Source organism: Paenarthrobacter sp. NPDC089322 (genome assembly GCF_040684895.1).
In the GTDB taxonomy this organism is placed as follows: domain Bacteria; phylum Actinomycetota; class Actinomycetes; order Actinomycetales; family Micrococcaceae; genus Arthrobacter.
In genome coordinates this window covers 116,200-140,620 of the sequence record NZ_JBFBGW010000004.1, presented here as the reverse complement: position 1 = coordinate 140,620, position 24,421 = coordinate 116,200, and the positions used below count along the sequence as shown (strand labels likewise).

Annotated in this window: 20 protein-coding genes; 9 read left to right on the top strand and 11 right to left on the bottom strand. The window is 63.2% G+C overall.

All coding sequences use genetic code 11. The features are described 5' to 3' along the window. Window positions 1-105 precede the first annotated feature (105 nt). The gene (locus tag AB0N65_RS06310; RefSeq protein WP_364159194.1) at window positions 106-2,079 is read left to right on the top strand and encodes an amino acid transporter; all 1,974 of its coding nucleotides are present in this window, start codon (window positions 106-108) and stop codon (window positions 2,077-2,079) included. A 73-nt stretch (window positions 2,080-2,152) separates the two neighbouring features. Here the strand turns inward: AB0N65_RS06310 and AB0N65_RS06305 are convergent, their stop codons facing one another. Beyond that, window positions 2,153-2,728 carry a cupin domain-containing protein gene (locus tag AB0N65_RS06305; RefSeq protein WP_018777077.1) on the bottom strand — a complete coding sequence of 192 codons (576 nt, stop codon included), beginning with the start codon at window positions 2,726-2,728 and terminating at the stop codon, window positions 2,153-2,155. Between the two features lie 265 nt (window positions 2,729-2,993). Here AB0N65_RS06305 and AB0N65_RS06300 point away from each other — a divergent pair, with 265 nt between their 5' ends. Next, entirely contained in the window at window positions 2,994-4,535 is a 1,542-nt protein-coding gene (locus AB0N65_RS06300) for a sodium:solute symporter (RefSeq protein WP_364159191.1), read from the top strand. A 120-nt stretch (window positions 4,536-4,655) separates the two neighbouring features. Here the strand turns inward: AB0N65_RS06300 and AB0N65_RS06295 are convergent, their stop codons facing one another. Beyond that, on the bottom strand, window positions 4,656-4,847 hold the full coding sequence (locus tag AB0N65_RS06295) for a hypothetical protein (RefSeq protein WP_364159188.1): 192 nt from the start codon (window positions 4,845-4,847) through the stop codon (window positions 4,656-4,658). A 254-nt stretch (window positions 4,848-5,101) separates the two neighbouring features. On the opposite strand from AB0N65_RS06295, the gene AB0N65_RS06290 reads away from it, so the two are divergent. From AB0N65_RS06290 to AB0N65_RS06280, 3 genes are all read left to right on the top strand, one after another. Beyond that, window positions 5,102-6,271 (top strand): VIT1/CCC1 transporter family protein, encoded by a 1,170-nt coding sequence (locus AB0N65_RS06290; RefSeq protein WP_364159185.1) that lies wholly within the window; start codon window positions 5,102-5,104, stop codon window positions 6,269-6,271. 163 nt (window positions 6,272-6,434) lie between these two features. Continuing rightward, entirely contained in the window at window positions 6,435-7,262 is an 828-nt protein-coding gene (locus tag AB0N65_RS06285) for a matrixin family metalloprotease (protein WP_364159587.1), read from the top strand. Window positions 7,263-7,378: 116 nt separating this feature from the next. Further along, on the top strand, window positions 7,379-8,278 hold the full coding sequence (locus AB0N65_RS06280; RefSeq protein ID WP_364159182.1) for a matrixin family metalloprotease: 900 nt from the start codon (window positions 7,379-7,381) through the stop codon (window positions 8,276-8,278). On the opposite strand, the gene AB0N65_RS06275 is transcribed toward AB0N65_RS06280, so the two are convergent. Beyond that, entirely contained in the window at window positions 8,275-9,408 is a 1,134-nt protein-coding gene (locus AB0N65_RS06275; RefSeq protein WP_364159585.1) for a Rossmann fold nucleotide-binding protein, read from the bottom strand. The genes AB0N65_RS06280 and AB0N65_RS06275 overlap by 4 nt on opposite strands. Window positions 9,409-9,482: 74 nt before the next feature. Between AB0N65_RS06275 and AB0N65_RS06270 the strand changes: the two genes are divergently transcribed. After that, entirely contained in the window at window positions 9,483-10,319 is an 837-nt protein-coding gene (locus tag AB0N65_RS06270) for a gamma-glutamyl-gamma-aminobutyrate hydrolase family protein (protein WP_364159179.1), read from the top strand. A 119-nt stretch (window positions 10,320-10,438) separates the two neighbouring features. Next, window positions 10,439-13,363 carry a chitobiase/beta-hexosaminidase C-terminal domain-containing protein gene (locus tag AB0N65_RS06265; protein ID WP_364159176.1) on the top strand — a complete coding sequence of 975 codons (2,925 nt, stop codon included), beginning with the start codon at window positions 10,439-10,441 and terminating at the stop codon, window positions 13,361-13,363. Window positions 13,364-13,807: 444 nt separating this feature from the next. Here AB0N65_RS06265 and AB0N65_RS06260 read toward each other — a convergent pair whose 3' ends face one another. From AB0N65_RS06260 to AB0N65_RS06245, 4 genes are all read right to left on the bottom strand, one after another. Further along, a complete protein-coding gene (locus tag AB0N65_RS06260; RefSeq protein WP_364159173.1) occupies window positions 13,808-14,830 on the bottom strand; it encodes a Gfo/Idh/MocA family oxidoreductase in 1,023 nt (340 codons plus the stop codon). A 103-nt stretch (window positions 14,831-14,933) separates the two neighbouring features. Beyond that, window positions 14,934-15,860 carry an ATP-binding cassette domain-containing protein gene (locus tag AB0N65_RS06255; RefSeq protein WP_364159170.1) on the bottom strand — a complete coding sequence of 309 codons (927 nt, stop codon included), beginning with the start codon at window positions 15,858-15,860 and terminating at the stop codon, window positions 14,934-14,936. A 12-nt stretch (window positions 15,861-15,872) separates the two neighbouring features. Next, window positions 15,873-16,931, bottom strand: coding sequence for an ABC transporter permease (locus tag AB0N65_RS06250; protein ID WP_364159167.1), 1,059 nt, complete (start codon window positions 16,929-16,931; stop codon window positions 15,873-15,875). A 63-nt stretch (window positions 16,932-16,994) separates the two neighbouring features. After that, a complete protein-coding gene (locus tag AB0N65_RS06245) occupies window positions 16,995-17,990 on the bottom strand; it encodes a substrate-binding domain-containing protein (RefSeq protein ID WP_364159164.1) in 996 nt (331 codons plus the stop codon). A 319-nt stretch (window positions 17,991-18,309) separates the two neighbouring features. On the opposite strand from AB0N65_RS06245, the gene AB0N65_RS06240 reads away from it, so the two are divergent. Both AB0N65_RS06240 and iolB read left to right on the top strand, forming a co-directional pair. Continuing rightward, window positions 18,310-19,050: a GntR family transcriptional regulator gene (locus tag AB0N65_RS06240; protein ID WP_364159161.1), complete on the top strand. Its 741-nt coding sequence runs from the start codon at window positions 18,310-18,312 to the stop codon at window positions 19,048-19,050. Window positions 19,051-19,066: 16 nt separating this feature from the next. Next, window positions 19,067-19,960 (top strand): 5-deoxy-glucuronate isomerase, encoded by an 894-nt coding sequence (iolB, locus tag AB0N65_RS06235; protein WP_364159159.1) that lies wholly within the window; start codon window positions 19,067-19,069, stop codon window positions 19,958-19,960. 60 nt (window positions 19,961-20,020) lie between these two features. On the opposite strand, the gene AB0N65_RS06230 is transcribed toward iolB, so the two are convergent. Genes AB0N65_RS06230 through AB0N65_RS06215 form a run of 4 tightly spaced genes read right to left on the bottom strand, consistent with a single transcriptional unit; the run spans window position 20,021 to window position 24,402 of the window. Continuing rightward, the gene (locus AB0N65_RS06230; RefSeq protein WP_364159157.1) at window positions 20,021-20,893 is read right to left on the bottom strand and encodes a sugar phosphate isomerase/epimerase; all 873 of its coding nucleotides are present in this window, start codon (window positions 20,891-20,893) and stop codon (window positions 20,021-20,023) included. Window positions 20,894-20,903: 10 nt separating this feature from the next. Further along, window positions 20,904-21,917 carry a Gfo/Idh/MocA family oxidoreductase gene (locus tag AB0N65_RS06225; RefSeq protein ID WP_364159154.1) on the bottom strand — a complete coding sequence of 338 codons (1,014 nt, stop codon included), beginning with the start codon at window positions 21,915-21,917 and terminating at the stop codon, window positions 20,904-20,906. Between the two features lie 27 nt (window positions 21,918-21,944). Continuing rightward, window positions 21,945-22,862, bottom strand: coding sequence for a sugar phosphate isomerase/epimerase (locus AB0N65_RS06220; RefSeq protein WP_364159151.1), 918 nt, complete (start codon window positions 22,860-22,862; stop codon window positions 21,945-21,947). A gap of 28 nt (window positions 22,863-22,890) precedes the next feature. Beyond that, window positions 22,891-24,402, bottom strand: a complete 1,512-nt coding sequence (locus AB0N65_RS06215) for a CoA-acylating methylmalonate-semialdehyde dehydrogenase (protein ID WP_364159148.1) — start codon at window positions 24,400-24,402, stop codon at window positions 22,891-22,893. Window positions 24,403-24,421: the final 19 nt, after the last annotated feature.

The window sequence follows — 24,421 nt, the reverse complement described above, 5'->3', positions numbered from 1 at the left end:
ACCCCTCACAGCAGGCGTTAAGATTCCATAAAAATGGGGGTCACAGCCTCACGCCCGGTCATACGCTCCTTGCTGGAGCAGCACCGTGCTGCGCGAAAGGACACCGTGACCACCCTGACGAGGCCCCCGGCCGACCCGGCCGACCGGCACCAGAAAGCCTTCCACTTAAAAGCGTGGCTGCTGGAGGGAATGCCGGAAACCTCAGGAAAGCGGCAAGGTCCCCACGGCCAGCCCTCCGAAGTGCACAAACCCCAGGCGTGGTGGAAAGTCATGTGCCTGACCGGCCTCGACTATTTCTCCACGCTCGGCTACCAGCCGGCCATCGCCGCCCTGGCTGCGGGGTTGTTGTCACCGCTGGCAACTCTGCTTTTGGTTTTCGTCACACTGGCTGGTGCCCTGCCCGTTTATCGCCGCGTCGCAAAGGAAAGCCCCCGCGGCGAGGGATCGATCGCCATGCTGGAGCGCCTTCTTCCGCGTTGGGGCGGCAAGCTGTTCGTTCTTGCACTCCTCGGCTTTGCTGCCACGGACTTCATGATCACGATTACCCTTTCGGCCGCAGACGCCACGGCCCACGTCATTGAGAACCCCTTCGCCCCGCACTTCCTCGAAGGTCAGCATGTTGTCATCACGTTGGCCCTGATAGCAGGATTGGGAATTGTCTTCCTGCGCGGGTTCAAGGAAGCCATCAACGTTGCCGTCGTTTTGGTGGGCGCCTTCCTTGCACTGAACCTCGTTGTTGTGATCGTCTCCATCAGCCACCTCTTTACCGAGTCCCGCGTGATTTCCGACTGGTGGACAGCACTGACCACCTCCCACGGTGATCCCCTGCTCATGATTGCGCTTGCATTGCTGGTCTTTCCGCGGCTGGCCCTTGGCCTCTCCGGTTTCGAAACGGGGGTGGCTGTCATGCCTCAGATCAAGGGACATCCTGCCGACACCGATGCTCACCCCGCAGGGCGGATCAAGGGCGCACACAAGCTGCTGACCACTGCGGCCATCATCATGAGTTCGTTCCTCATCACCTCAAGCTTCACCACAGTGATGCTGATTCCCGCCGCGGAGTTCGAGTCCGGGGGGAAGGCGGAAGGACGTGCCCTCGCCTACCTGGCCCACAAGTTCCTTGGAGACGGATTCGGAACGGTCTACGACATCAGCACCATTGCCATCCTGTGGTTTGCCGGCGCGTCAGCCATGGCAGGCCTCTTGAACCTGGTCCCGCGATACCTTCCGCGCTACGGCATGGCCCCGGCATGGGCAAGAGCACTCCGCCCGCTGGTCCTCGTCTTCACGGTGATCGCTTTCGCCGTCACCATCATTTTCCAGGCAGACGTCAACGCCCAAGGCGGCGCCTACGCCACAGGTGTCCTCGTGCTGATCACCTCCGCCGCCATTGCCGTGACGCTGTCTGCACGGCGAAAGAAGCAGCGCCGACAGTTCATCGGATTCGGATTGGTGTCCTTGGTGTTCATCTACACCACGGTGGTCAACTCGATCGAGCGTCCGGACGGCCTGAAGATCGCGGCACTGTTCATCCTCGGCATCATGGTGGTCAGCTTCATATCCCGCATCCGCCGCGCCTTCGAGCTCCGTGCCACGCACATCAGAATGGACGAAGTTGCCCTGGAATTCACAGCGAACAACGCGGACGGCCCCGTCCGGATCATTGCCCACGAACCGAAGCACCTCAGTGCCAGCCGGTACAAGGCAAAGCTCCGGCACGCGCAGCAAGCCAACCACCTGCCCGTGGACAGCGACGCCGTATTCATCGAGATCATCGTGGACGACAGCTCCGACTTTGAGCAGGAACTCCAAGTGGTCGGCCGGAAACGGCACGGCTTCAAGATCCTGGAAGTCCACAGCAACAATGTGCCGAACACCCTGGCAGCGGTCCTGCTGCACATTCGCGACGTCACAGGCTTCATGCCGCACATCTACTTCCGCTGGACAGAGGGCAACCCGATCTCCAACCTCAGCAAGTTCCTGTTCTTTGGCGAAGGCGAGATTGCGCCGGTAACCCGCGAGGTGCTGCGCGAAGCAGAGCCGGACGTCACCCGGCGCCCCTGGGTCCACGTCGGCTAGCCCCCGCGCCGAGATGACAGTTAATGCCAATGTTCCTCGGAAACATTGGCATTAACTGTCATCTCGCGCGCTCTTACCGGCTCGCCGCGGGTACCAGCACCCAGAGCACCTCTACCGTTTCGTCCGTGGGGTTGATCCAGGTGTGGGGTTCGCGGCCCGGGAAGGAGAGGGTGTCCCCTTCTTCAAGGTCGTACTCTTCGTTGGTCAGGATGAGTTTGATACGACCCTTGACCACATGGAGGACGTCCACATCGCAATCCACGGCATACAGCTCGTTTTCACCCCGGCCCCGGGGTTCGATGGTGGCTTGCAGGATCTGCAGACGGCGCTCTGAGCGGGCGGTCAACAAGCGCTCGACAATGCCTTGGCCACCCAGGGAAATCCGCGGACCGTCATCCCGTCGGGTCAGATGTGTCTCCGGTGCGGCGAACAAATCCCCCACTGAGACCGACAAAACCTGGCACAGCGTCACGAGGGAGGCAACCGACGGTGATGTCAGGTCCCGCTCGACGCGGCTGAGGAAGCCTTTGGTCAAACCGGTAGCGTCCGCCACTTGTTCGATGGTGAGCCGCTGGGCCTGGCGGGCGGCGCGGATTCTGGAACCAATGGCAACGGGAACATTGCTCGGTTCAACGGGGAGAGCCTTCATTCACGAACCTTTCAGGCCTGTCATGCGGCCCTGTCATTGGAGCAATAGTAGCGGGGCCACAGGCATGGGAAGTCATATCGGGCTCAACGTTGACCAAGGATCTTGACTGTTACTCCAATCACAACATATCCTCATAGGCAACAAGTGTTGTCTGTGAGGCACACAACACGAGCCAATCTCCCATCGTCAGCACGGAGACTTCGACACCGTCCAGGAGTATCGTCGAAAACCCCAACCTCCGTGCATCAGCTCCAAGGAGCCACTCATGGACTCTTCGTTCATAAACATCGCCATTGTGGTGGTGTACTTGCTCGCCATGCTGGCGTTCGGTTGGTGGGGTAAGTCCCGCACCAAGAACAACAGCGACTTCCTGGTGGCCGGCCGCCGCTTGGGCCCCTTCCTTTACACAGGCACCATGGCCGCCGTGGTCCTGGGTGGCGCATCCACCGTTGGCGGCGTCGGCCTCGGTTACAGGTTCGGCATCTCCGGCATGTGGCTCGTTGTGGCCATCGGCGCCGGCGTCCTCCTGTTGAGCCTGTTCTTCGCCGGCACCATCCAGCGCCTCAAGATCTACACGGTCTCGCAGATGCTGAGCCTGCGCTACGGCAGCAAGGCGACCCAGACTTCCGGCATCGTCATGCTGGCCTACACCCTCATGCTGTGCGCCACGTCCACCGGCGCTTACGCCACCATTTTCGTGGTCCTCTTTGATTGGGAGCGCTGGCTGGCGATCGCCGTCGGCGGTGCAATCGTCCTCGTTTATTCGACGATCGGCGGCATGTGGTCCATCACGCTGGCTGACCAGGTCCAGTTCATCATCAAGACGGTGGGCATCTTCTTCCTCATGCTCCCGTTCGTCTTGAACGCCGCGGGCGGCCTTGACGGTATCCGCCAACGCCTGGACGAGAGCTTCTTCCAGATCGATGGCATCGGCGTCCAAACCATCATCACGTACTTCGTCGTCTACACACTGGGCCTCCTGATCGGCCAGGACATCTGGCAGCGGGTCTTCACTGCCAAAACGCCAAAGGTAGCGCGCTGGGGCGGCGCCACCGCAGGACTGTACTGCATCCTCTACGGAGTTGCCGGTGCCTTGATCGGCCTCGCTGCCCGCGTCGCGCTTCCCGACATTGACGTTGCGAACCTGGGGAAGGACGTTGTCTACGCTGAAGTGGCAACCCACATCCTGCCCATCGGGATTGGCGGCCTGGTCATGGCTGCCGCCGTCGCCGCAATGATGTCCACGGCTTCGGGCGCCTTGATTGCCGCCGCGACGGTGGCCCGCGCAGACGTCGTGCCGTTCGTTGCCAGCTGGTTCGGCAAGACCATCAACACCGACGACACCGAAAATCCAGAGCATGACGTCAAGGCCAACCGCTATTGGGTGCTCGGACTCGGTATCCTTGCCGTGCTGATTTCCATGGCGGCCCAGGATGTGGTGGTCGCCCTGACCATCGCTTACGACATCCTGGTTGGCGGCCTCCTGGTTGCCATCCTCGGCGGCTTGGTGTGGAAGCGCGGCACCGGCATCGCGGCAGCCTGGTCCATGGCCGTCGGCTCGGTCCTGACGCTCGCGCTGCTGATCATGTACGCCCTCGGAGTTATCCCGAGCGCTGACGGCGTCTACGCCAACGAGCCCATCTACTGGGGCCTGGGAGCGTCGCTGATTACGTTCATCGTGGTCTCGCTCATGACCCCGCCCACCGATCCGGCGGTTCGCGCCGCTTGGGACCAGCGAGTGGCCGGTGCCATCTCCGACGAGCTGCCCCTGGACGCCCACCCTGTCAGCAGCCAGAAGGTTAACTGACAGGACAGGCACCTGAGAGACAACTGAGCAATATTCGACGGCGGCGCTCCCCTTCCGGGGCAGCGTCGCCGTTTTGCTATGACTTGAGCGGCACTTCAGGTTCCCCGGGGACGAAGTTTCCTAGAGTTCGTCCTCTTCCTCGCGGAATTCTTCGGTTTCGTCAATCGGGACCACGCGTTCGTCGTCGTCGGGAACGTCTATTTCCTCCACCCAGGGTTCGTCGACTTCCTGGTCCTCGCTGTAGTCATAAGCGGGATCCGACTCGATGGTTGCCCGTTCCGGGTGGTTGGCGTGTGGTTCGGTGGTGTCCATGCTGCAACCTTCCATCTGCCGGGCTGCATCAGCCCGTTGACCGAATGCGGGGAGGGTCCCCGCCCCTGTCTATCCATCTGAGCACTGCCTCACAGGAGGGTCAAGACGCCGGATCGTGAGCCCGCCAAGCACAGCGGAAATTAAGGCGTACCGAACATTTCAGCTAAGGAACACCGGCCAAAAATCCGCGGAAATAAGCGGTACAGTGGGCGTGCAATGGGGCCGCAACTACCCCACCCAGCACAGGAGAAAAAGTGCAGCAGCACCATGAGTCCCACCGCCCGTCGAGCCCCGCTCCGGACCCGGACCCAGGCAAACCAAGTGAACAGCCACTGACACCGGCCGCACCGCCGTCGCATTCGGACATCAAGCGTTGGCGCCAATACCTTGCCGATGAACGGGCCGAAGCCGCCGTCTACAGGGAACTTGCCCAACGCCGTGACGGTGAGGAGCGCCAGATCCTGCTCGCCTTGGCCGAGGCTGAGGGAAGGCACGAGGCACATTGGCTCAAACTCCTGGGTGAGCATGCCGGCATGCCAAGGGCGGCGTCGGGCCGCAGCCGCTTCCTTGGTTTCCTCGCCCGGAACTTCGGCTCCGTTTTCGTCCTTGCCCTCGCGCAACGCGCGGAGGGTCGTTCCCCGTATGGCACCGAGCCTGCTGCGACGCCGGCTATGGTCGCTGACGAGCAAATCCACGAAGAAGTCGTCCGCGGCCTGGCCACGCGGGGCCGTAACAGGTTGTCCGGGACGTTCCGCGCTGCCGTTTTCGGCGCCAACGACGGCCTGGTGAGCAACCTTTCACTCGTCATGGGCATGGCCGCCACGGGCGTCCCCAGCCCGGTGGTGCTCATGAGCGGCGTGGCCGGGCTCCTGGCCGGAGCTCTTTCCATGGGGGCCGGCGAGTACGTTTCGGTCCGTTCGCAGCGGGAACTGCTGAATGCCACGCTGCCCACCCAGGCAACGCTGACCGCAGCACCGTCCCTGGACATCGAACACAACGAGCTTGTCCTGGTGTACCTCGCCCGCGGAATGACACGGGAGGCGGCAGAACACCGGGCCGCCGAGCGCATGGGCCTCTTTGGCTGCGACTGTGATCCCAGTTTGTCCCTTCAGCCGGAAAAGCCACCGGAGGATGACCACGAGACGGTGGGCTCGGCATGGGGCGCGGCGATGTCGAGTTTCTGTTTCTTCGCGTCCGGCGCCATCGTCCCGATCCTCCCGTTCATTTTCGGCATGACCGGCGTGGCCGCGCTCGTAGTAGCCGGCGTGCTGGTGGGCATGGCGCTCTTGGCGACAGGCGCCGTCGTCGGCTTGCTGTCCGGAACGTCGCCGCTGAGCCGCGGCCTGCGGCAGTTGGCGATCGGTTTGGGCGCGGCGGCAGCCACCTATGGCCTCGGCCTGGCGTTCGGAGCTGTGATCGTCTAGGACCTGCAGACGCCGGGTGTGAATGGACGACACGCCGCGAGTCCCCGTAATGTTGGTTCGTCCTCCGCGCGGCCCCGCGTGACCGGGGCGTGAGGAATGGAGAACCGTGGACTCGGAGCATGTGACGCCGCGCGCGCCGAAACACCGGCGCGCGCGCACCGTCCTGCAGATCGTCCGTGGCGTGATGATGGCCGGGATCGCGGCTGTTGTGGCCGTCCTGGTGAGCGGCTTCCTGCACGGCGACCCCCGCATTACCGGGCTCTTTCCCGGCGTGAGCCTTCCGAATACACCCGACAGCGGGGGCCGGCAGCCTGCCCGCGCCTCGGATGCGCCTCCGCCTGGCCTCGAAGAGGCAGATACCCCGCTGGCCTCACCGCTGGCGCCGGCCGCGGACAGCGATTCGTACAAGTTTCTGGCAATGAACGACGACGGCACTCCAGTGGGCTATTCGCCGTGCCGGCCGCTGCACTACGTGGTGAACGACGCGGGTGCTCCGGCGGGTACGGAGGCACTGCTGGCCACTGCGATCGCCAACGTGTCCGCGGCGTCCGGGATCCAGTTCATCAACGACGGCAGCACCGACGAATTGCCTGCCGATAAGCGTGAACCGTACCAACCCGACAAATATGGCGACCGATGGGCGCCGTTGCTGATCTCGTGGACCACTCCTGAGGCGGCACCGGCGTTGGCGGACAAGGTCATCGGCACGGGCGGCAGCACCATGTACTCGCTTAACAACGGACCCAAGAGCTACATCACCGGCAGCCTTGAACTGGACACTCCGCAGGTGGCTGAGCTCCTCGATGAGGGCGGTGCCGACTACGTCCTTGCCGTCATGCAGCACGAACTGGGCCATGTGATGGGCCTTGACCACGTCGACGATCCGATCCAGCTCATGTACCCGGAGATCGGGGCTCCGGACGGACTCGCAGACGGCGACCTGAACGGACTGCACCTGCTCGCTTCCGCTCCCTGCCGCAAGGACATCTAAGGCGCACCCGGCGGGAGGCGTCCCATGGACTCGCGCCGCTGCTGGTTCTATGCTGGGCGGAAGCGGCCGACGGCGGCCCCCCACCGTCCGCTCGGGCCGCAGCGTCAGGGGGTTCGATGGAACCTTATGGGTCGCCGCAGTGGCCGGACCCCCATCCCCCGCCGCCCTCTCCTCCACCCCGGCCTCCGATCAAGCACAGCAGCATCGCCGCCATCCTGTTCCTGTTCGGTGTCCTTGGTTTGGTGTGCGCCGGCGCGTACTTCAGCGGCGAACTTCAGCAGTTCTGGGCTGGAGGCGCTACCCAATCCCAAGGCCCACGGCCGGGCCTGGTGCCCTTCGGTCAACGGCAGGACCCGGTGCCGGGCTTGGAGGAAGCAGACGCTCCCCTGGGAACTCCGGCGCCACTGCAGCGCACCAGCACGTCCTACAAGTTCCTCGCTGTCAAAGAGGACGGAACGCCGCTCGCCTACTCACCGTGCAGGCCAATCCACTACGTCGTGAATTCGGACCTGGCCCCTGCAAGCTGGCAGCCATTGGTGGAGGAAGCCATCCGGCAGGCAAGCCTGGCTTCCGGGCTCCAGTTCATTTACGACGGCCCGACGTCTGAAGTCCCCACTAACAACAGAGACGGGTACCAGCCGGAGGTCTACGGCGACCGCTGGGCCCCGGTTCTGATCGCGTGGACCACTCCGGAGCAAGTGCCGCGGCTGACCGGGCAGACAGTAGGCCTGGGTGGAAGCTCCTCCATCGGCCTCAGCAACGGCTACAAGGCGTACGTGACGGGTACGGTCTCCTTGGATGCACCGCAGTTCGCGGGCATCATGGATTCACCGCAAGGCAAGGACGTTGGGGTAGCGGTGATCATGCATGAGCTGGGCCACCTCCTCGGGCTGGACCACGTGAACGACCCCCGCCAGCTCATGTTCGATGAAGCCTCCTGGGTTCGCCAGTACGCAGCCGGCGACAGGACCGGCTTGGCGAAGCTTGGCACGGGCCCCTGCAGCAAAGACTTCTAGGCGCCCACCACTGCGAGCGCTTCCTCCACGGTGTCCACCAGGAAGATCCTCTCCGCCATGGGCCGTCCGACGGCAAGGCTCTGCAGCATGGGCCACACCGGATATTTCCGTTCCCAGTGATCGCGCCCCACCAGCACCATGGGCCTGATGGTTTCCGGCGCGCCGTAGTAGTTCTCGCACGCATCCTGGAAGATTTCCTGCACGGTGCCGGCCGCTCCCGGCAGGAACACGATGCCGCCGTTGCACAGCTCCAGGAGGATCGCTTCGCGGACTGCGTTGGCAAAGTACTTGGCTATGTGGGTGGCGAACAGGTTCGGCGGTTCGTGGCCGTAGAACCACGTGGGAATACCTACCGTCGCGGTGCCTTCCGGGTGATTTTCGACGACGGCGGCTGCTTGCCGCGCCCAGGCTGTCACCGAGGGCCTGTACCCCGGGACGGCAGCGAGCGCCTCCAGCGCGAGGGCGGAGTCGGCGTCGGGCAGTCCGCTGAGGTAGGCGCCCATATTGGCGGCTTCCATCGCACCCGGACCACCACCAGTGGCAACTGTGAAGCCGGCCTGGGCGAGGAGGCGGCCCAATCGCGCGGCCTCGGCGAACTCCTTGCTGCCGCGCTGAGCGGCGTGTCCGCCCATGACACCCACCATGGTTGTCCCGGCAAGTTCGCCGTCGGTGAGGAGTTCGTCCAGGGCGTCGCCGATGGCGTGGTCGTGGAGGGCTGCCGCGAGCGTGGCGCTAAGGCTGCTTCGCTGTCCGGGGAGGATGCTCCACTCATAGACCTTCGCATCCAGAGTGGATTCGTACTCTGTGGAGGAGATGTCCTCGTAGAGTTCCCGGGACGTGTAGAGACTGCCCCGGTAGGGGTTGAACGGGACGCCCCGCAGCTTGGGAAAGATCAGCGCACCGCGGCTCCGCAGGCTGTCTTCCACGCCGTCATCGAACGTGCACCCGAGGAAGATCGCGCCTTGGGGATTCATCGCTTGGAGGTCGCGTGAACGCCCACGGAGATCCAAGGACTGCGCGTGCCACCCGTGCATGGTAGCCGCACCCGCGTGCACGAGCCGGTCGAACTGCACCACGCTTTCCACGTCGAGTGTTCGCGGACTCGGGTTCAAGGCACCGGAGGGGTTCATGGCATCAGCGTAGTCTCGCAGCATCGTTACGGCCTGTTTTGGGTGCGCAGATGGTGCCCGGTGCATGATGAAGCATGACGAGTTCAGAAGACCTTGCTGCTCCCGTTCCGCGTATCGGAGTTCCGGTTCGCCTGAGCAGTTCCGATAACCCGGATGCCCGTGTTGGCGAAGCAAATGAGCTTTTCACTTTCATTGTCGGGTTGCTGCGCGAAGGAGGCGCCGAGGTTGTCCTGGTGACTCCCGACGCGGTGGACGGCTCGGGGCGGTTGACGTCCGTGGTGGGGTCGCTCGACGGCGTTTTGCTGCCGGGGGGCGGCGACGTTGATCCACGTTTGTACGGCCAGGAACCAGAGGACACGTTATACGACGTGAACCCGGAGCAGGACCAGCTGGACATGGGCCTTGCGCGTGCGGCCATCGACGCCGGGCTGCCGCTGCTGGGCATATGCCGGGGCCACCAACTGCTGAACGTGATCTACGGCGGGACGCTGGTTCAGGACATGTCTTCCTCCAACGTGGTCCACAACGGGCTGGATCCCCACAATCCTGCTGCCAGCGAGTGGGCCTGGCATCAGGTGGTGCTGGCGAAGGGCTCCAGGACCGCTGCCCTGTATGGCGCAGCGGAGGAGGCCACCATCAAGATCGCGTCCGGGCACCACCAGGCGGTGGCAACCGTGGGGGAAGGCCTCGTGGTCACTGCGATCGCGGACGACGGAACAGTGGAGGCGTTGGAAGATCCGTCGCGGTGGGTGACTTCAGTGCAGTGGCATCCCGAGGCGTCCCAGCTATCCGGCGACGAGCGCTTGGCGCCGTTTGCAGCATTCGTGGACGTGTGCCGGCGGCGGGACGGTGTGCCAGGGGAGGCCAAGGGGCCGAACCCTACCCAGGATCGTCCTGAGGGAGTACAGTAGCGCTCACTGCATCGCTTTCAGCTTGCTGAAGGTGGGCCAGTGCAAATATCAGTTCGAATGACGTCCTGGGGGCGTCGTAAGTTTGCCGGCTGGGGGGCCCAACATCTGCTCAAAGGAGCATGGTTGTGGACCGTCCAAAATACGTTCGTCGTCTAAGTCATCCGAATCCCTTCAAGAGCCCCCGCACCTTCATCCGGCATGTCGTGGGGCTTCTCCTTGCCCCGGCCCTCGCTCTTGCCGGCCTTGTCCTCTTCACCGCTGCGCCGGCGTCCGCTGCCGTACCGCCCTGCGCAGGTACCGGCGGTGCCATGCAAATCGTTGCCCACACTGATGATGACCTGCTCTTCCTCAGTCCGGACTTCATGCGGGACATCCAGGCCAAACGCTGCGTCCAGACCATCTTCACCACCGCCGGCGAGGCCGGAGAGGGTGCCGCCTACTGGAGGAGCCTTGAAGCCGGCATCCGGGCCAGCTACTCCAAAATGGCAGGGGTAGCCGACTCGTGGACAACCTCGGACGCCGGCGTTCCGAACCGTCCCCTGACCATGCAAACGCTCAACGGCGCGCCAAACATCTCCGTCGTGTTCATGCGACTCCCCGACGGCTTCCCGAACGGGGACGGCAGCGCCGCCTACAACGACCAAAGCATCCTCAAACTCTGGGACGGCAGGCTGTCCTCCATCCGGCCCGTGGACAACGCAGCCACCTTCACCAAGTCCCAATTCCAGACTGCGCTGAACCGCCTGGTCCTCAACTTCAAGCCCACCACTTTCCGCACCCAGGACTGGACCGGAAACTTCACCAGCCCTTACGACCACAGCGACCACTGGGCCACCGCAAAGTTTGCCCAACTCGCCACCCGAAGCTACACCGGACCGCATACCTCACTCGCCTACGACGCCTACGTGATCGACGAGTATCCACAGAACGTGACCGGCGCCGAACTCACCAACAAAGTGGACACCTTCGTCAGGTTCGCCGACTTCGACATGTATCTCTGCAGCAGCCCCGGCGAAGGGTGCCCCGACTCCCCCTACGACGAATGGCTGAAACGGCAATACATCACCGCCATCGAATGGGTGGGCAACGCAGCCAAGTCCGCCGGCACCACAGTGTCAGCATCGACACAAAAAGCCACAGCCCAGAGCCCCGAAAAAGCAAGGGACGGCTACTTCTGGGGCGCTCCGATGGACGCCAACAGGGAATGGGTATCCGCCGGTGAAAAGGCCGGGAGCTGGATTCAATACAACTTCTCGCCCACCAGGACCATCAACGCGGTGACGCTGTCCGACCGGCCGCTCCTCAGTGACCAGGTCACGGGCGGCAACCTGGTGTTCTCCGACGGAAGCACAGTGCCCGTGCCCGCCCTGCCTAACAACGGCTCCGGACTCACCATCAACTTTCCTGCAAGAACCGTGAGCTCGGTCCGGTTCAACATCACCTCCGTCAGTGCCAACACCACCAACGCCGGACTGGCCGAGTTCGAGGCATACCTCGGAGCAGACACAGTTGCCCCGGTTGTCACCGCAGAACCGCCCGGCGGTACATACGCCGCCGGCCAATCCATCGCCCTCAAAGCAAACGAAACGGCGACCATTTACTACACCACCAACGGCACCACTCCCACCACGGCCAGCAGCAAATACACGGCTCCACTGACCCTCAACGGGCCATTGACGCTCAAGTACTTCGCTGTAGACGGTGCCAACAACACCTCCGCCGTTGTCACCCAGACCTACTCCACCGGTCCGGACATCACCAAGCCAGTGGTCACAGCCAACCCCGTCGGAGGGCAACTGGCCGCTGGATCAACCATCACGCTGACCGCCAACGAACCCGCGGAAATCCGGTACACCACCGACGGAACCGACCCCCTCACCGCCGGACTGCTCTACTCCTCGGCAATTCCATTCAACGGCCCGGGCCCCATGACGCTGAAGTACTTTGCCAAAGACACTGCCGGCAACACCTCAGAGGTCGCAACCCAGACCTACACCGTTCCACCCGACACAACGGCTCCCACGGTCACGGCCAACCCCACCGGACGGGCCCTGGCGAGCGGGGCCACGATCACACTGTCCGCCAACGAGCCGGCGTCCATCTACTACACCACCAACGGCGCCACACCCACAGCAACCGAATCCGCCACCAACATCAAATACACGAGCCCGATCGTCATGGGCAGTTCAACACTGACCTTGAAGTACATCGGCGTGGATGCCGAAGGAAACACCTCAACCGTGGGAACCCAGACCTACACCGTTCCCGCAGCCGGACCGCCGTCGAGCCATGACTTCAACGGCGACGGCCGCGCCGACGTCCTGGCCGCCGATACCGCAGGCAACCTGTATCTCTACCCCGGCAACGGCACCGGCGGACTGTCCCCGCGGCAGTTGGCCCTCGCCGCACCCGCCTGGTCCTCCATCACGGATACAGTGACACCCGGCGACTTCAACCGGGACGGCAAGCCCGACCTTCTGGCACGGGCCGGCGACATCCTGTACTTCTACCCAGGCAACGGTGCCGGCAGCTTCGGAACCCGCACCCAGGTCAGCACAGGCTGGACAACCATGACGCAACTCTTCTCCCCCGGCGACTTCAGCGGCGACGGCATCCCCGACTTCATCGGCCGTCGAAGCAACGGAGAGCTGCGGCTCTACGAAGGAAACGGCACCGGAGGACAGCGCGCCCCCTACACCGTCGGTTGGGGTTGGGACGTCATGAATGCCATCTTCAGCACCGGCGATTTCAACGGGGACGGCAAGGGAGATGTACTGGCGCGCCGCACCGACACAGGCGCATTATGGCTATATCCAGGCAATGGCACCGCGGGGTGGCTCCAGTGGACGCAGATCGGGACAGGGTGGGGAACCCGAACAGCGCTCGCCGGTCCACGGGACCTTGACGGTGACGGCAAGAACGATGTCCTGGGCCGCATAGGAGACACCTTGTACCTGTATCCCGGATCAGGTAGCGGGACGCTCAGCAACGTGCCGCCCATCAGCCTCGGCACTGGCTGGCAGGCCATGAAAGTCATCGCCTAGCCGGCCCCAAAGACCTGGCGCGGGTCGGAGTTTTCCCCCAGACTCTTCCGGCCCGCGTCAGCTACGCCCAACCCTCTATCACCTTTGGCCGCCTTCCCCCCCCAACCCTCTATCACCTTTGGCCCCCTTCCCCCCCAACCCTCTATCACCTTTGGCCGCCTTCCCCCCCAACCCTCTATCACCAAAAGTGAAACGTCGACGGCGGCACTTGCGTACCGTCGTCGGCGCCACCCTGGGAGAGGTGAAAGACCGTCCGCCCCAAAAGGACCATCCATGAGAGACCGTCCACCTCAAAAGGACCATCCGTGAGAGAGCGTCCGCCCCAAAAGGGCCATCCGTGAGAGAGCGTCCGCCCCAAAAGGGCCATCCATGAGAGAGCGTCCATCCCAAAAGGGCCATCCATGAGAGACCGTCCGCCCCAAAAGGACCATCCGTGAGAGAGCGTTAGGGGGCTACCTTGACCGGGACGCCCTTTTCCAGCGACTCCTGCGCTGCGTCGGCCACTTTGGAGGCCGCCACTGCGTCTTCGGGCGTACACGGGTTCTTGCGTGCGCCCAGGACCAGTTCAACGAAGGCGGCCATCTCGGAGCGGTAGGCCTGAGCGAAGCGTTCGGCAAACGTCTTGTGCGGCCTGCCTGCTGGGAAGGCAACCCCGGCCTCGGCCGAGCGAAGGGCCAACTGCTCGTCCATCCCTACCAGAACGGAACCCTCCGAGCCTTGCAGTTCCAGGCGGACATCATGGCCGGCCCCGTTGTAACGGCTGGCCGAGACCGTACCTACGGTGCCGTCGTCGAACGTCACCACCGCCAAAGCGGTATCGACGTCGCCCACCGCACCAATCGCGGGGTCGCCGTTGTTTGAGCCCTTGGCGTAGACCTCCACGATCTCCTTGCCGGTCAGCCAGCGCAGGATGTCGAAGTCGTGGACTGAGCAATCCCGGAAAAGCCCGCCGGAGGTGGCCAAAAAGGACACTGGCGGCGGAGTCACGTCGCACGTGACCGCACGGAGGGAATGGATCCAGCCGAGCTCGCCGGCGTCGTAGGCCCGCTTGGCTTCGGTGTAGCCGGGGTCGAAGCGGCGCTGGTGGCCGATCTGCACTGTCCCGCCATTCTCACGGATGTAGTCCACCACCGGCGCAGACTCTGCCACGTTCACTGCGACAGGCTTCTCGCAAAAGACCGGGACACCGGCATCCACGCCGGCATGGATCAGCTCGGGGTGGGTTGCGGTGCCCGTAGCGACCACAAGTCCGTCAATGCCGGAGTCAATCAGGTCCGTGACGGACCCAACAAATTCGGCGCCAAAACGGGAAGCCACGGACCGTGCGTGTTCTTCAGCCACGTCCGTTAACTTGAGCCTGACTTTGATCCCCTCCGGGTTGAGGACCTCGTTCAACGCAGTGATGTTCCCGGCGTGCATGACGCCAATCCGCCCAACGCCGACCAGGCCGAGGGTTACTTCCTTCATGCTGTCTGTCTCTCTTCCTGTATTTCCCGCAAGCCGGGCTGCAAAGTTCCGGGCCACGGAAGGGCCCCGGCGGACATACCTGCCGGGGCCCTCCAGTGGAAAACTAGTGCCGTTTGGTGCTGCTTTCCGGTGCTGCTTCGGTTACATCGGCCACTTCGGCTTTGACTTCCTCCAAGGCTTGGGAGTGTCCGCCAAGCTGCTCGAGTTCGTGCGCCAGTTCGGCCAACTCTGCCCCACCCGCCATCTGGGCGGTCAACTCGTCCAGGGTGATGTCCTTCTTGTCGTAGTAGCCGATCGACTTGCCGCGCTTGAGCAGCAGGAACCGGTCCCCGACGGGGAAGGCGTGGTGCGGGTTGTGGGTAATGAAGATGACGCCGAGGCCGCGGTCGCGCGCCTGCAGGATGTAGCGAAGCACGACGCCGGACTGCTTGACTCCCAGCGCGGCCGTCGGTTCGTCGAGGATCAGGACTTTCGCGCCGAAGTACACGGCACGGGCGATCGCTACGCACTGGCGCTCACCGCCGGAGAGCTGCCCGATGGGCTGCTCAACATCGCGCAAGTCGATGCCCATGTCCGCGAGTTCTTTCTTGGTGATGTCCTTCATCTTCTGGACATCCATGCGCTTGAACGGGCCGAACCCGCTGGTCAGTTCGGAGCCGAGGAAGAAGTTCCGCCAGATGGGCATCAGCGGAACCACGGCCAGGTCCTGATACACGGTGGCGATACCTGCGTCGAGGGCTTCCCGGGGCGAATTGAACTTCCGGGGGTCGCCCATGACCTGCAGAGTGCCCTCATCGTGCTGGTGCAGGCCGGCAATGATCTTGATGAGCGTGGACTTACCGGCGCCGTTGTCACCCAGCACGCAGGTGACGCGGCCGTTGTCCACGGCCATAGTGACATCGCGCAGGGCGATGATATTGCCGTAGTGCTTGCCCACTCCGTCAAGGGAAAGCAGGTGCACTGGCGTATGGGTCAAGGGATCCTTCTCATCTTTCAACAGGGTCTGCTGGTCGATCTGTTGTGCGTTCATGGTTCCGGCCCCTTACTTCAGCTCTGCGCGGCGTTTGACGATCAGGTTCACGATGGTAGCCAGCAGGAGCATCAAGCCCAGGAAGAACTTGAACCAGTCCGGATTCCATTGTGCGTACACGATGCCCTTGTTGGCCATGCCGAAGATGAAAGCACCGATCGCGCCGCCGACGGCCGAACCATAGCCGCCCGTCAAGAGGCAGCCACCGATCACTGCCGCGATGATGTAAAGGAATTCGTTGCCCACGCCCTCGCCGGACTGAACAGCATCGAAAGCGAAGAGATTGTGCATGCCGAGGATCCAGCCGCAGAAACCAACGGCCATGAACAGGCCGATCTTGGTCTTGGTCACAGGAACGCCGACGGCACGGGCAGCGTTTGCGTCACCGCCGACGGCGAAGATCCAGTTGCCCACGCGGGTACGGAGCAGGATCCAGGAAGCAATGGCAACCAGGATGATCCAGAAGAACACGGTGATCTTCACTTCCACTCCGCCGATGCTGATGGAGGATGCAAAAACAGCACGTGCCGATTCGAAGCCGTCCAGCTTGGAAATCGACGGCGAAGAGACGCTGCCCCCGATGAGACGCGTGAGGGCGAGATTCAGGCCTGTGAGCATGAGGAAGGTTGCCAGCGTCACGATGAAGCTGGGCAGCTTGGTCTTCACAAGGATCCAGCCGTTGATGAAGCCGATACCCAGTGAAACCACCAGCGCCAATGCCACTCCTACCCACGCGTTCAGCGAGAAGTTCCAGCTGAACAGGGAGGCGGTCAGGGCCGAAGAGATGACAGCGACACCCGTGGAAAGGTCAAACTCGCCGCCAATCATCAGCAAGGAGACCCCCACCGCCATGATCCCGATCGTCGAGGAACCATAGAGAACTGTTGCGAGGGCGTTGGGCTGGGTGAATGTCTGAGAAACAGAAGCAAAGAAGATGAAGAGGACGACGGCACCTACCAGTGCGCCGACCTCGGGTCGGGCGAGGAACTTCTGTAGCGGGCTGCGGCTGCCGATCCGTTCGTCGCCGGGGGCCGGGGCCGATGCGGGCGGCAGGGTTGCTGTGTTTGCCATAGGAATGACTCCTTGTTGGTCAGGTTGCGCGGCGGTGGTCCGCCGCGCAACCTGAGTCCTGGTTTAGCGAAGGCCTTGCTGGGCGAACTTGAGGACGTCGGAAGCGTTGGCCTTGTCCACGATGGTGGGTCCGGTGAGGACCGGCTGGCCGCCACCGATCTTGAAGCCACCGCGCTTGGCCTGCCAGAGGGCGTCAACCGACATGTAGCCCTGGAGCCACGGCTGCTGGTCCACGGTGAAGACCACTTCGCCATCCACGATCTTCTGAGCCAGCTCGGCGTTGAGGTCGAAGCTCGCGACCTTGGACGAGCTGCCTGCGTCGGTGACCGATTTCAGCAGCGTAAGAGTGATCGGTGCACCAAGGCCGATGATGACGTCGGCGTCCTTGGAAGCCTGAAGCTTGGCTGTAGCTGTGGACTGCACTGCAGTCATGTCCTTCCCGTCAACGTAGAGGATCTCCGTTGCGGGTACCTTTGCCTTCACACCAGCACAGCGGGCCTCGAGGCCAACGTGACCTTGCTGCTGGATAACGCAGACGGGGCGTTTGTAGCCTTCCGCAGCGAGCCGGGTTCCGACGGCTTCACCGGCGAGCTGCTCGTTGGAACCGAAGTGCGTGAAAGCCCCAAGTTGGGCCGATACGGACTCGCCGGCGTTGAGGCTGACCACGGGGATGCCTGCATCCGTAGCCTTCTTGAGGACATCCTTGAGCGCGTCCGGGGTAGCAACGGTGACAGCGATGCCGTCAACCTTCTGGTCGATGGCCTGCTGAACAAGCTGCGCCTGACGGCCGGCTTCGGGGTCGCTCGTATACAGGAGCTCAACATTGTCTTTGGCGGAGGCCTCCTCGGCGCCCTTGCGTACGATGTCCCAGAAGGTGTCGCCAGCTGCGGCGTGGGTAATCAATGCAACCTTGATGCGCTCTGTCGACGCCACTTGGCCTGCAGCTGCGCCTCCACCGGAATCCGCCGGTTTGCCACCTTGGCTTGAACATGCACTCAGTGCCACCAAGGGAACCACTGCTGCGGCCAGGGCTGCCTTGCGCCACGAGAATTTTGCCACCGTTATCTCCTTTGATTTCAGGTTCGGGCGTCCGGAGACTCGTATCCGGATCACCCACTACTCAGATCATGGTGACTCGTCTCACACTTTGTCAATACTTTGTCCTGACATTAGGATGTTTTGACGTAACCTTCTCGAGTAGAAAGGTGAGACGGCCACACGGCGGTGATATCCCTTGACCGCCGCCAACTGGCTGCTATTATCAAGAAAAAGGCAGTATGTCCTATCAATCGAACATGACCGGACAAAGCCAGTCACACGGCAGAGGAGCCGCACCCCGGTCTCCCGCCGGCCAACAGCAGCCGTCCAGGAGGAACCAGTGGCGAACCAACTCAGCCTCAGCATCGACCGTTCGTCCCCGGTGCCCCTCTACCATCAAGTGGTGCAAGGGATCGAAGCCGCCATCCACAGCGGAGTCCTTGAACCGGGCAGCCGCTTGGACAACGAGATCGAACTAGCCGCCCAACTCAACCTTTCGCGGCCCACCATGCGCAAAGCCATGGACGAGTTGGTCCGCGCCGGCTTACTAGTGCGAAAACGCGGTGTGGGAACTCAGGTGGTCGCCAGCCAGGTCCGTCGTCCGCTGGAGCTCTCCAGCCTCTTCGACGACCTCAGCAACAACGGCAAAAAGCCCACCACGGACGTGCTGAGCTTCTCCCATGTGGAAGCAGACGCTGCCACACTCACAGCCCTCCAGCTTCCGGCCGGGTCCAAGGTTTACCACTTCACGCGTCTGCGCAAAGTCGGCGGCAAGCCGTTGGCCCTCATGGAAAACTGGGTCCGGGACGACATCACCAGCATGGACGAAGCCCAGCTCTCGAGCGAAGGCCTCTACGCCATCCTCCGACGCGGCGGCGTGAACTTCCGGCTGGCATCTCAGCGCATCGGCGCCATGATCGCCAACGACTACCAGGCACCTCTCCTCGAAACCGAGGTAGGTTCTGCCCTCGTCACCATGGAGCGCACTGCGGTGGACGACACCGGACGCATGGTTGAAACCGGCCACCACGTCTACCGCGCCGACTCTTACAGCTTCGAAATGACCCTCGTACAGCGCTAACGCAAGGATTTAACTTATGGCCAACTGGGTATACCCGCTCGGAACCGCTTCTGACGGCAAATGGGATGTTTCCCTCGGCACTTCCGATTCCACCGTGACCGTTGATGGCTGGGCCCATACGGGACTGAAGGCTGCGACGCTCGCCCCGGGTGCCGCCGTCGAGCTTTCAGCAGCTCCGGAGGAACGCATTGTGGTGCCGCTAAGCGGCTCGTTCACGGTGACGGTCGACGGCGGGTCGTACAGTCTCGCTGGACGGCAGTCGGTTTTCCACGGCCCCAGCGATGTCCTCTATACCGGCATCGATAAGGCCGTCACCATCAGCTCGGACGACGGCGGCCGGGTCGCCATCGCGACTGCGCCCGCCAAAGCCTCGTACCCCACCAGGCTGATCACGGCCGACGAAACCCCGGTGGAACTGCGCGGTGCCGGCAACTGCTCCCGCCAGGTCCACAACTTCGGCACGCCCGCAGCACTGGAAGCTGACCGGTTCATCGTGTGCGAAGTGATCACCCCTGCCGGCAACTGGTCCTCCTACCCTCCGCACAAGCACGATGAGGAGAAGGAAGGCGAGACGAGCCTCGAGGAGATCTACTACTTCGAAACCCGCGTAGCTCCCGGACTTCCCGCTCCGGAAGAAACCGATGCAATCGGCTACGCGCGTGTCTACGCCTCGGACGAGCGGCCCATCGACGTCTCCGCAGAAGTCCGCACCGGCGACGTCGTCCTGGTTCCGTACGGCTGGCACGGCCCTGCCATGGCAGCCCCCGGCTATGACCTGTACTACCTCAATGTCATGGCCGGGCCCGGACGCGTCCGTGACTGGCTCATCAGCGACGACCCCCACCACGGCTGGATCCGCCAGACCTGGGAAGGCCAGGATGTGGACCCGAGGCTGCCGTTCACGGCCTAGCTCCTGAAAACCAAATGCCCCTGTGACTTTGAGTCACAGGGGCATTTTTGATGATGAGTGCTACTTCGTCTGGGCGATGTAGTCCGTCATCGTCTTGAGCTGGTACCGCGAGACTTCCTCGGCGTTCTCATCCTCGGCGAAGACAGAGGAAACCATCACCGTGTTCGCCTTGTCCAGGAAGCCGATCTCCTTCAGGCCCGCGAAGAACTCATTCCAGTTGACGTCGCCATCGCCGATTTTCAGGTGCTGGTGGACGCGCACGGCATTGCCCGGCGGGTTGGTGATGTAGCGCAAGCCATGGGATGCGTGATGGTTCATGGTGTCCGAGACGTGCACCAGGCGCAACTTGTCTCCGGCCGCGCGCATGATTTCCAGCGGCTTGTTGCCCATGTGGAATGTGTGTGAGGCAACGTAGACCATCCCGATGTTCGGAGAGTTCACGCCACGGATCACCCGCAGTGCGGCCAGGCCGTCCTCCACGAAATCGTCCGGGTGCGGATCGATCAGCACGTCCAGGCCCTCGCGCTCAATGATCGGCAGGAGTTCTTCCATCGAACGGTAGAAGGCGCGCTCGGACTCTTCCGCCTTCTCCGGGCGGCCGCTGAACTCCGTGTTCATGGTCTGCACCCCCAAGTCCACCGTGATTTGGATGGCCCGTTTCCAGTAACGGACAGCGGCCTCACGGGCATCTTCGTCCGGCCCCGACCAGCGCAGAACCGGAAGCACAGAGGCGATCTCCACGCCGGCGTCCTTGCATGCCGCCTTCAGCTTGCCGACCAGTTCGTCGTCCGCCTTGGGGTGGTTGTAGAACGGGATGAGGTCCGCGTGCGGGGTCATCTGCAAGTACTTGTAGCCGAGATCTGCAGCAACCCGGGGGAACTCCAGCAGGCTGTGGCTGTGGTGGAAAGGTGTGGGATCCAGTGCGATCTTCATGCTCAATCCCCTACTTGTACAGGTCCGGCTTGGTGTTCAGCTGCACTTTGACCTTCTCGCCGGACTTCTGGGCTTCGACGCCCGCCTCACAGCAGGCCGCCGTGGCGTAGCCGTCCCAAGCGGTCGGTCCGCCGATTTCCCCGCGAAGTGCCGCATCCACCCAAGCCTGCACTTCGACGTCGTAAGCGGCTCCAAAACGGTCCTCAAAACCGGGGGTGACGTTGCCGCCCCACTTGCCCGCGGACTGCACGTAGGGACCACCGTCTCCACCGATGCTCACAATGCCGTCCTCGAACGACGCTTGCGTGGCCACTTGGTAGCCGAACTTGGCGTTGACGTAGATTTCGACGTCAGCCAGGACACCGGATTCGGTTTCGATCAGCACATGCTGCGGATCATGCTGGCCGTTCGGTGCATTGCGGGTGGCTTTGCCCAGGCGGACCTGCACCGAGGTGACTTCCTCGCCGGTGAAGAAGCGGATCGCGTCGAACTCGTGGACCACGGAGTCGTTGATCAGCATCTCGTTGGTGAAGCCCTCCGGCGTGCTGGGGTTCCGGTGCTGGTGGTGCAGCATCAACAGCTCCCCCAATTCGCTGTTGCGGATAATGGAACCCAGCGCCGAGTATTCGGCATCAAAGCGGCGCATGAAGCCCACCTGGATGCGCTTGTGGCCCAAGGCCTGCTCTGCCTGAACAACCTTCCAGGCGCTCTCGGCGTCCGGGGTCAGCGGCTTCTCGCACAGGATCGGGAAGTCCTTCTCCAGCGCCTTGTAGAGGATTTCCTCGTGAAGGAAGCCTGGCGTGGCGATCAGGACGGCGTTGACGTCACCGTTGTTGAGCGCCTCGTCGGCGCTGGCCAACGCCACCGCACCGTCGATGCCCTCAATGGCCGCTTCCGCCCGGGTAAGGTCAACGTCGACGACGGCGGCTACTTCAGCGCCGTGGATGCGCGTGCTGAGGCGCTTGATGTGATCCGCACCCATGCGGCCTGCGCCGATGACGGCGACGCGGAGAGTCTGTGTCACTGTTTCTATCCTTTGTGAGGTTCTTAACTATTGGACCCGCGTGCGCGAGCCGCAGGAGAGCAGGTAGTTGCGCGTGCGCTTGGCAATTGGCATTGGTACGTCGAACGCTACCGGGTACATGTCCTGCTCCACGATGCCGAAGATAGGACGGTTGAGCCCTTCGACAGCCTCGATGACGGCACGCAGATCCGGGAGGCCGTTCGGCGGTTCCGTCATGACTCCGGCCAGGTTCGCAGCGGCCCAGGTCATGTTCTTCTCATTGACTTCTGCGAGGACCTCGGGGTTGATCTGCTTCAGGTGCAGGTAGCCGATGCGGTCCGGGTAATTCTTGATGAGTTCCAGGCTGGAAGCACCGCAGTACTCGGCGTGTCCCGTGTCCAGGCACAGGTTCAGGTACTTCGGGTCGGTAGCGGCCAGTAGGGTTTCGATGTCCTTCTGCGCGCCGACGTGTGAGTCTGCGTGTGAGTGGAACTGCTGGTGCAGGCCGAAGTCTTCCAGCAGGACCTTGCCCATGCGGTTGTGGCCGGCGAACAAGTCAGCCCACTGTTCATCGGTGAGCTCGCCGTTTTCCACTGCCTCGCCGGTGACGTCGTCGCGCCACATCGCCGGAATGACCACGATGTGCTCCCCGCCCATGGCCGCCGTCAGTTCGGCGACCTTGCGCGCAGGCTCCCACGCTTCGTCGTACTGTTTGGCACCACGATGGAAGGCCGTGAAGACTGTTCCGGCAGTAACCTGCAGGTCTCGTTGCTTGAGTTCTTCCGCCAGGCGCGTGGGGTCATTAGGCAGGTAGCCGTACGGGCCCAGTTCGATCCACTTGTAGCCGGACTCGGCAACCTCGTCCAGGAACCGTTCCCACGGTGTCTGTTTGGGGTCGTCCGCGAACCATACGCCCCAGGAGTCGGGTGCGGTGCCGATGATGAGTTTGTTCTCGACGTCAGTCATGACAACGGTGTCTTTCTGCGGTGGGGATTTAGTTGGAGGGGAAGTTGTAGGAGGCGCCGGAGGCGTGGTGGGTTTCGGGCCAGCGGGAGGTGATGACTTTGCCGCGGGTGTAGAAGGAAACGCCTTCGGGGCCGTAGATGTGCTTGTCGCCGAAGAGGGAGGCTTTCCAGCCGCCGAAGGAGTGGTAGGCCACCGGGACAGGAAGCGGGACGTTGATGCCGATCATGCCCACGGTCACCGAGCGCTGGAACTTCCGGGCCGCGGCGCCGGAGGAGGTGAAGATCGCGGTGCCGTTACCGTACGGGTTGGAATTGATCAGCGCGATGCCGTCCTCCAGGGTGTCAACGCGGACCACCACCAGCACGGGCCCGAAGATCTCCTCGCGGTAGGCGGTCATTTCGGTCTTGACGTGGTCGATCACGGTGGGGCCTACCCAGAAGCCCTCTTCATGGCCCGGGACCACGAGGTCACGGCCATCGACCACCATCGCAGCACCGGCCTGCTCTGCTTCGGTGACGATCTTGACGATGCGTTCCTTGGAGGCCGGGGTGATGACCGGACCCATCTCAGCGCCGGGTTCGGTGCCGTTGTTGACCTTCACGGCCAGGGCACGCTCCTGAACTTTCTTGACCAGCAGGTCCGCGGCGTCCCCGACGGCGACGGCGACCGAGATCGCCATGCACCGCTCCCCCGCGGAGCCGAACGCGGCGGCGGCGAGGTGGTCCGCGGCGTTGTCCAGGTCGGCGTCCGGGAGCACGATCGCGTGGTTCTTCGCCCCGCCCAGCGCCTGGACCCGTTTGCCGTGCCGGGTGGCGGTTTCGTGGACGTACCGGGCGATCGGGGTGGAGCCAACGAAGGAGATGCCGTCCACGTCGGGGTGGGTCAGCAGGCCGTCGACGGTTTCCTTGCCGCCGTGCAGGACCTGGAACACACCAGCAGGCAGGCCGGCTTCCTGCCACAACCGGGCCAGCAGCAGCGACGGGGACGGGTCCCGCTCGGAGGGCTTGAGGATGAACGCGTTACCGGTCGCGATCGCCATCGGGGCCATCCACAACGGCACCATCACCGGGAAGTTGAACGGGGTAATACCGGCCACCACACCGAGGGGTTCGCGGAAGGAGAAGACATCGATGCCGGTGGAGACCTGGTCGGAGTAGTCGCCCTTGAGCAGCGATGGGATGCCGCAGGCGAACTCGATGACTTCCAGGCCGCGGCCGATCTCACCCTTGGCATCGGAGAGGACCTTGCCGTGCTCGGCCGTGATCAAGGCCGCGAGTTCGTCCACGTGCGCTGCGACGAGTTCACGGAACTTGAACAACACCGCGGTGCGCTTGGCCAGGGAAATGTCGCCCCAGGTATCAGCGGCCTTGCGTGCAGCAGCAACCGTGGCGTTCAAATCAGCCTCGTTCGCCAGGCGCAGCTCGGCGGTGACCTGCCCCGTGGCCGGGTTGTACACCGGCTGGGTGCGGTCGCCCTCACCGGCGGACTCAGCCCCGTTGATGAAATGGTTGATCGTGGTCAAAGTTGCAGTCGTCGACATGCGTGGACTTCCTTGTCGG

Coding starts and splice junctions, on each gene's coding strand:
- AB0N65_RS06305 (WP_018777077.1), bottom strand. CDS start 2,728: ATGAAGGCTCTCCCCGTTGAACCGAGCAATGTTCCCGTTGCCATTGGT.
- AB0N65_RS06300 (WP_364159191.1), top strand. CDS start 2,994: ATGGACTCTTCGTTCATAAACATCGCCATTGTGGTGGTGTACTTGCTC.
- AB0N65_RS06295 (WP_364159188.1), bottom strand. CDS start 4,847: ATGGACACCACCGAACCACACGCCAACCACCCGGAACGGGCAACCATC.
- AB0N65_RS06280 (WP_364159182.1), top strand. CDS start 7,379: ATGGAACCTTATGGGTCGCCGCAGTGGCCGGACCCCCATCCCCCGCCG.
- AB0N65_RS06275 (WP_364159585.1), bottom strand. CDS start 9,408: ATGAACCCCTCCGGTGCCTTGAACCCGAGTCCGCGAACACTCGACGTG.
- AB0N65_RS06270 (WP_364159179.1), top strand. CDS start 9,483: ATGACGAGTTCAGAAGACCTTGCTGCTCCCGTTCCGCGTATCGGAGTT.
- AB0N65_RS06265 (WP_364159176.1), top strand. CDS start 10,439: ATGGTTGTGGACCGTCCAAAATACGTTCGTCGTCTAAGTCATCCGAAT.
- AB0N65_RS06260 (WP_364159173.1), bottom strand. CDS start 14,830: ATGAAGGAAGTAACCCTCGGCCTGGTCGGCGTTGGGCGGATTGGCGTC.
- AB0N65_RS06255 (WP_364159170.1), bottom strand. CDS start 15,860: ATGAACGCACAACAGATCGACCAGCAGACCCTGTTGAAAGATGAGAAG.
- AB0N65_RS06250 (WP_364159167.1), bottom strand. CDS start 16,931: ATGGCAAACACAGCAACCCTGCCGCCCGCATCGGCCCCGGCCCCCGGC.
- iolB (WP_364159159.1), top strand. CDS start 19,067: ATGGCCAACTGGGTATACCCGCTCGGAACCGCTTCTGACGGCAAATGG.
- AB0N65_RS06230 (WP_364159157.1), bottom strand. CDS start 20,893: ATGAAGATCGCACTGGATCCCACACCTTTCCACCACAGCCACAGCCTG.
- AB0N65_RS06220 (WP_364159151.1), bottom strand. CDS start 22,862: ATGACTGACGTCGAGAACAAACTCATCATCGGCACCGCACCCGACTCC.
- AB0N65_RS06215 (WP_364159148.1), bottom strand. CDS start 24,402: ATGTCGACGACTGCAACTTTGACCACGATCAACCATTTCATCAACGGG.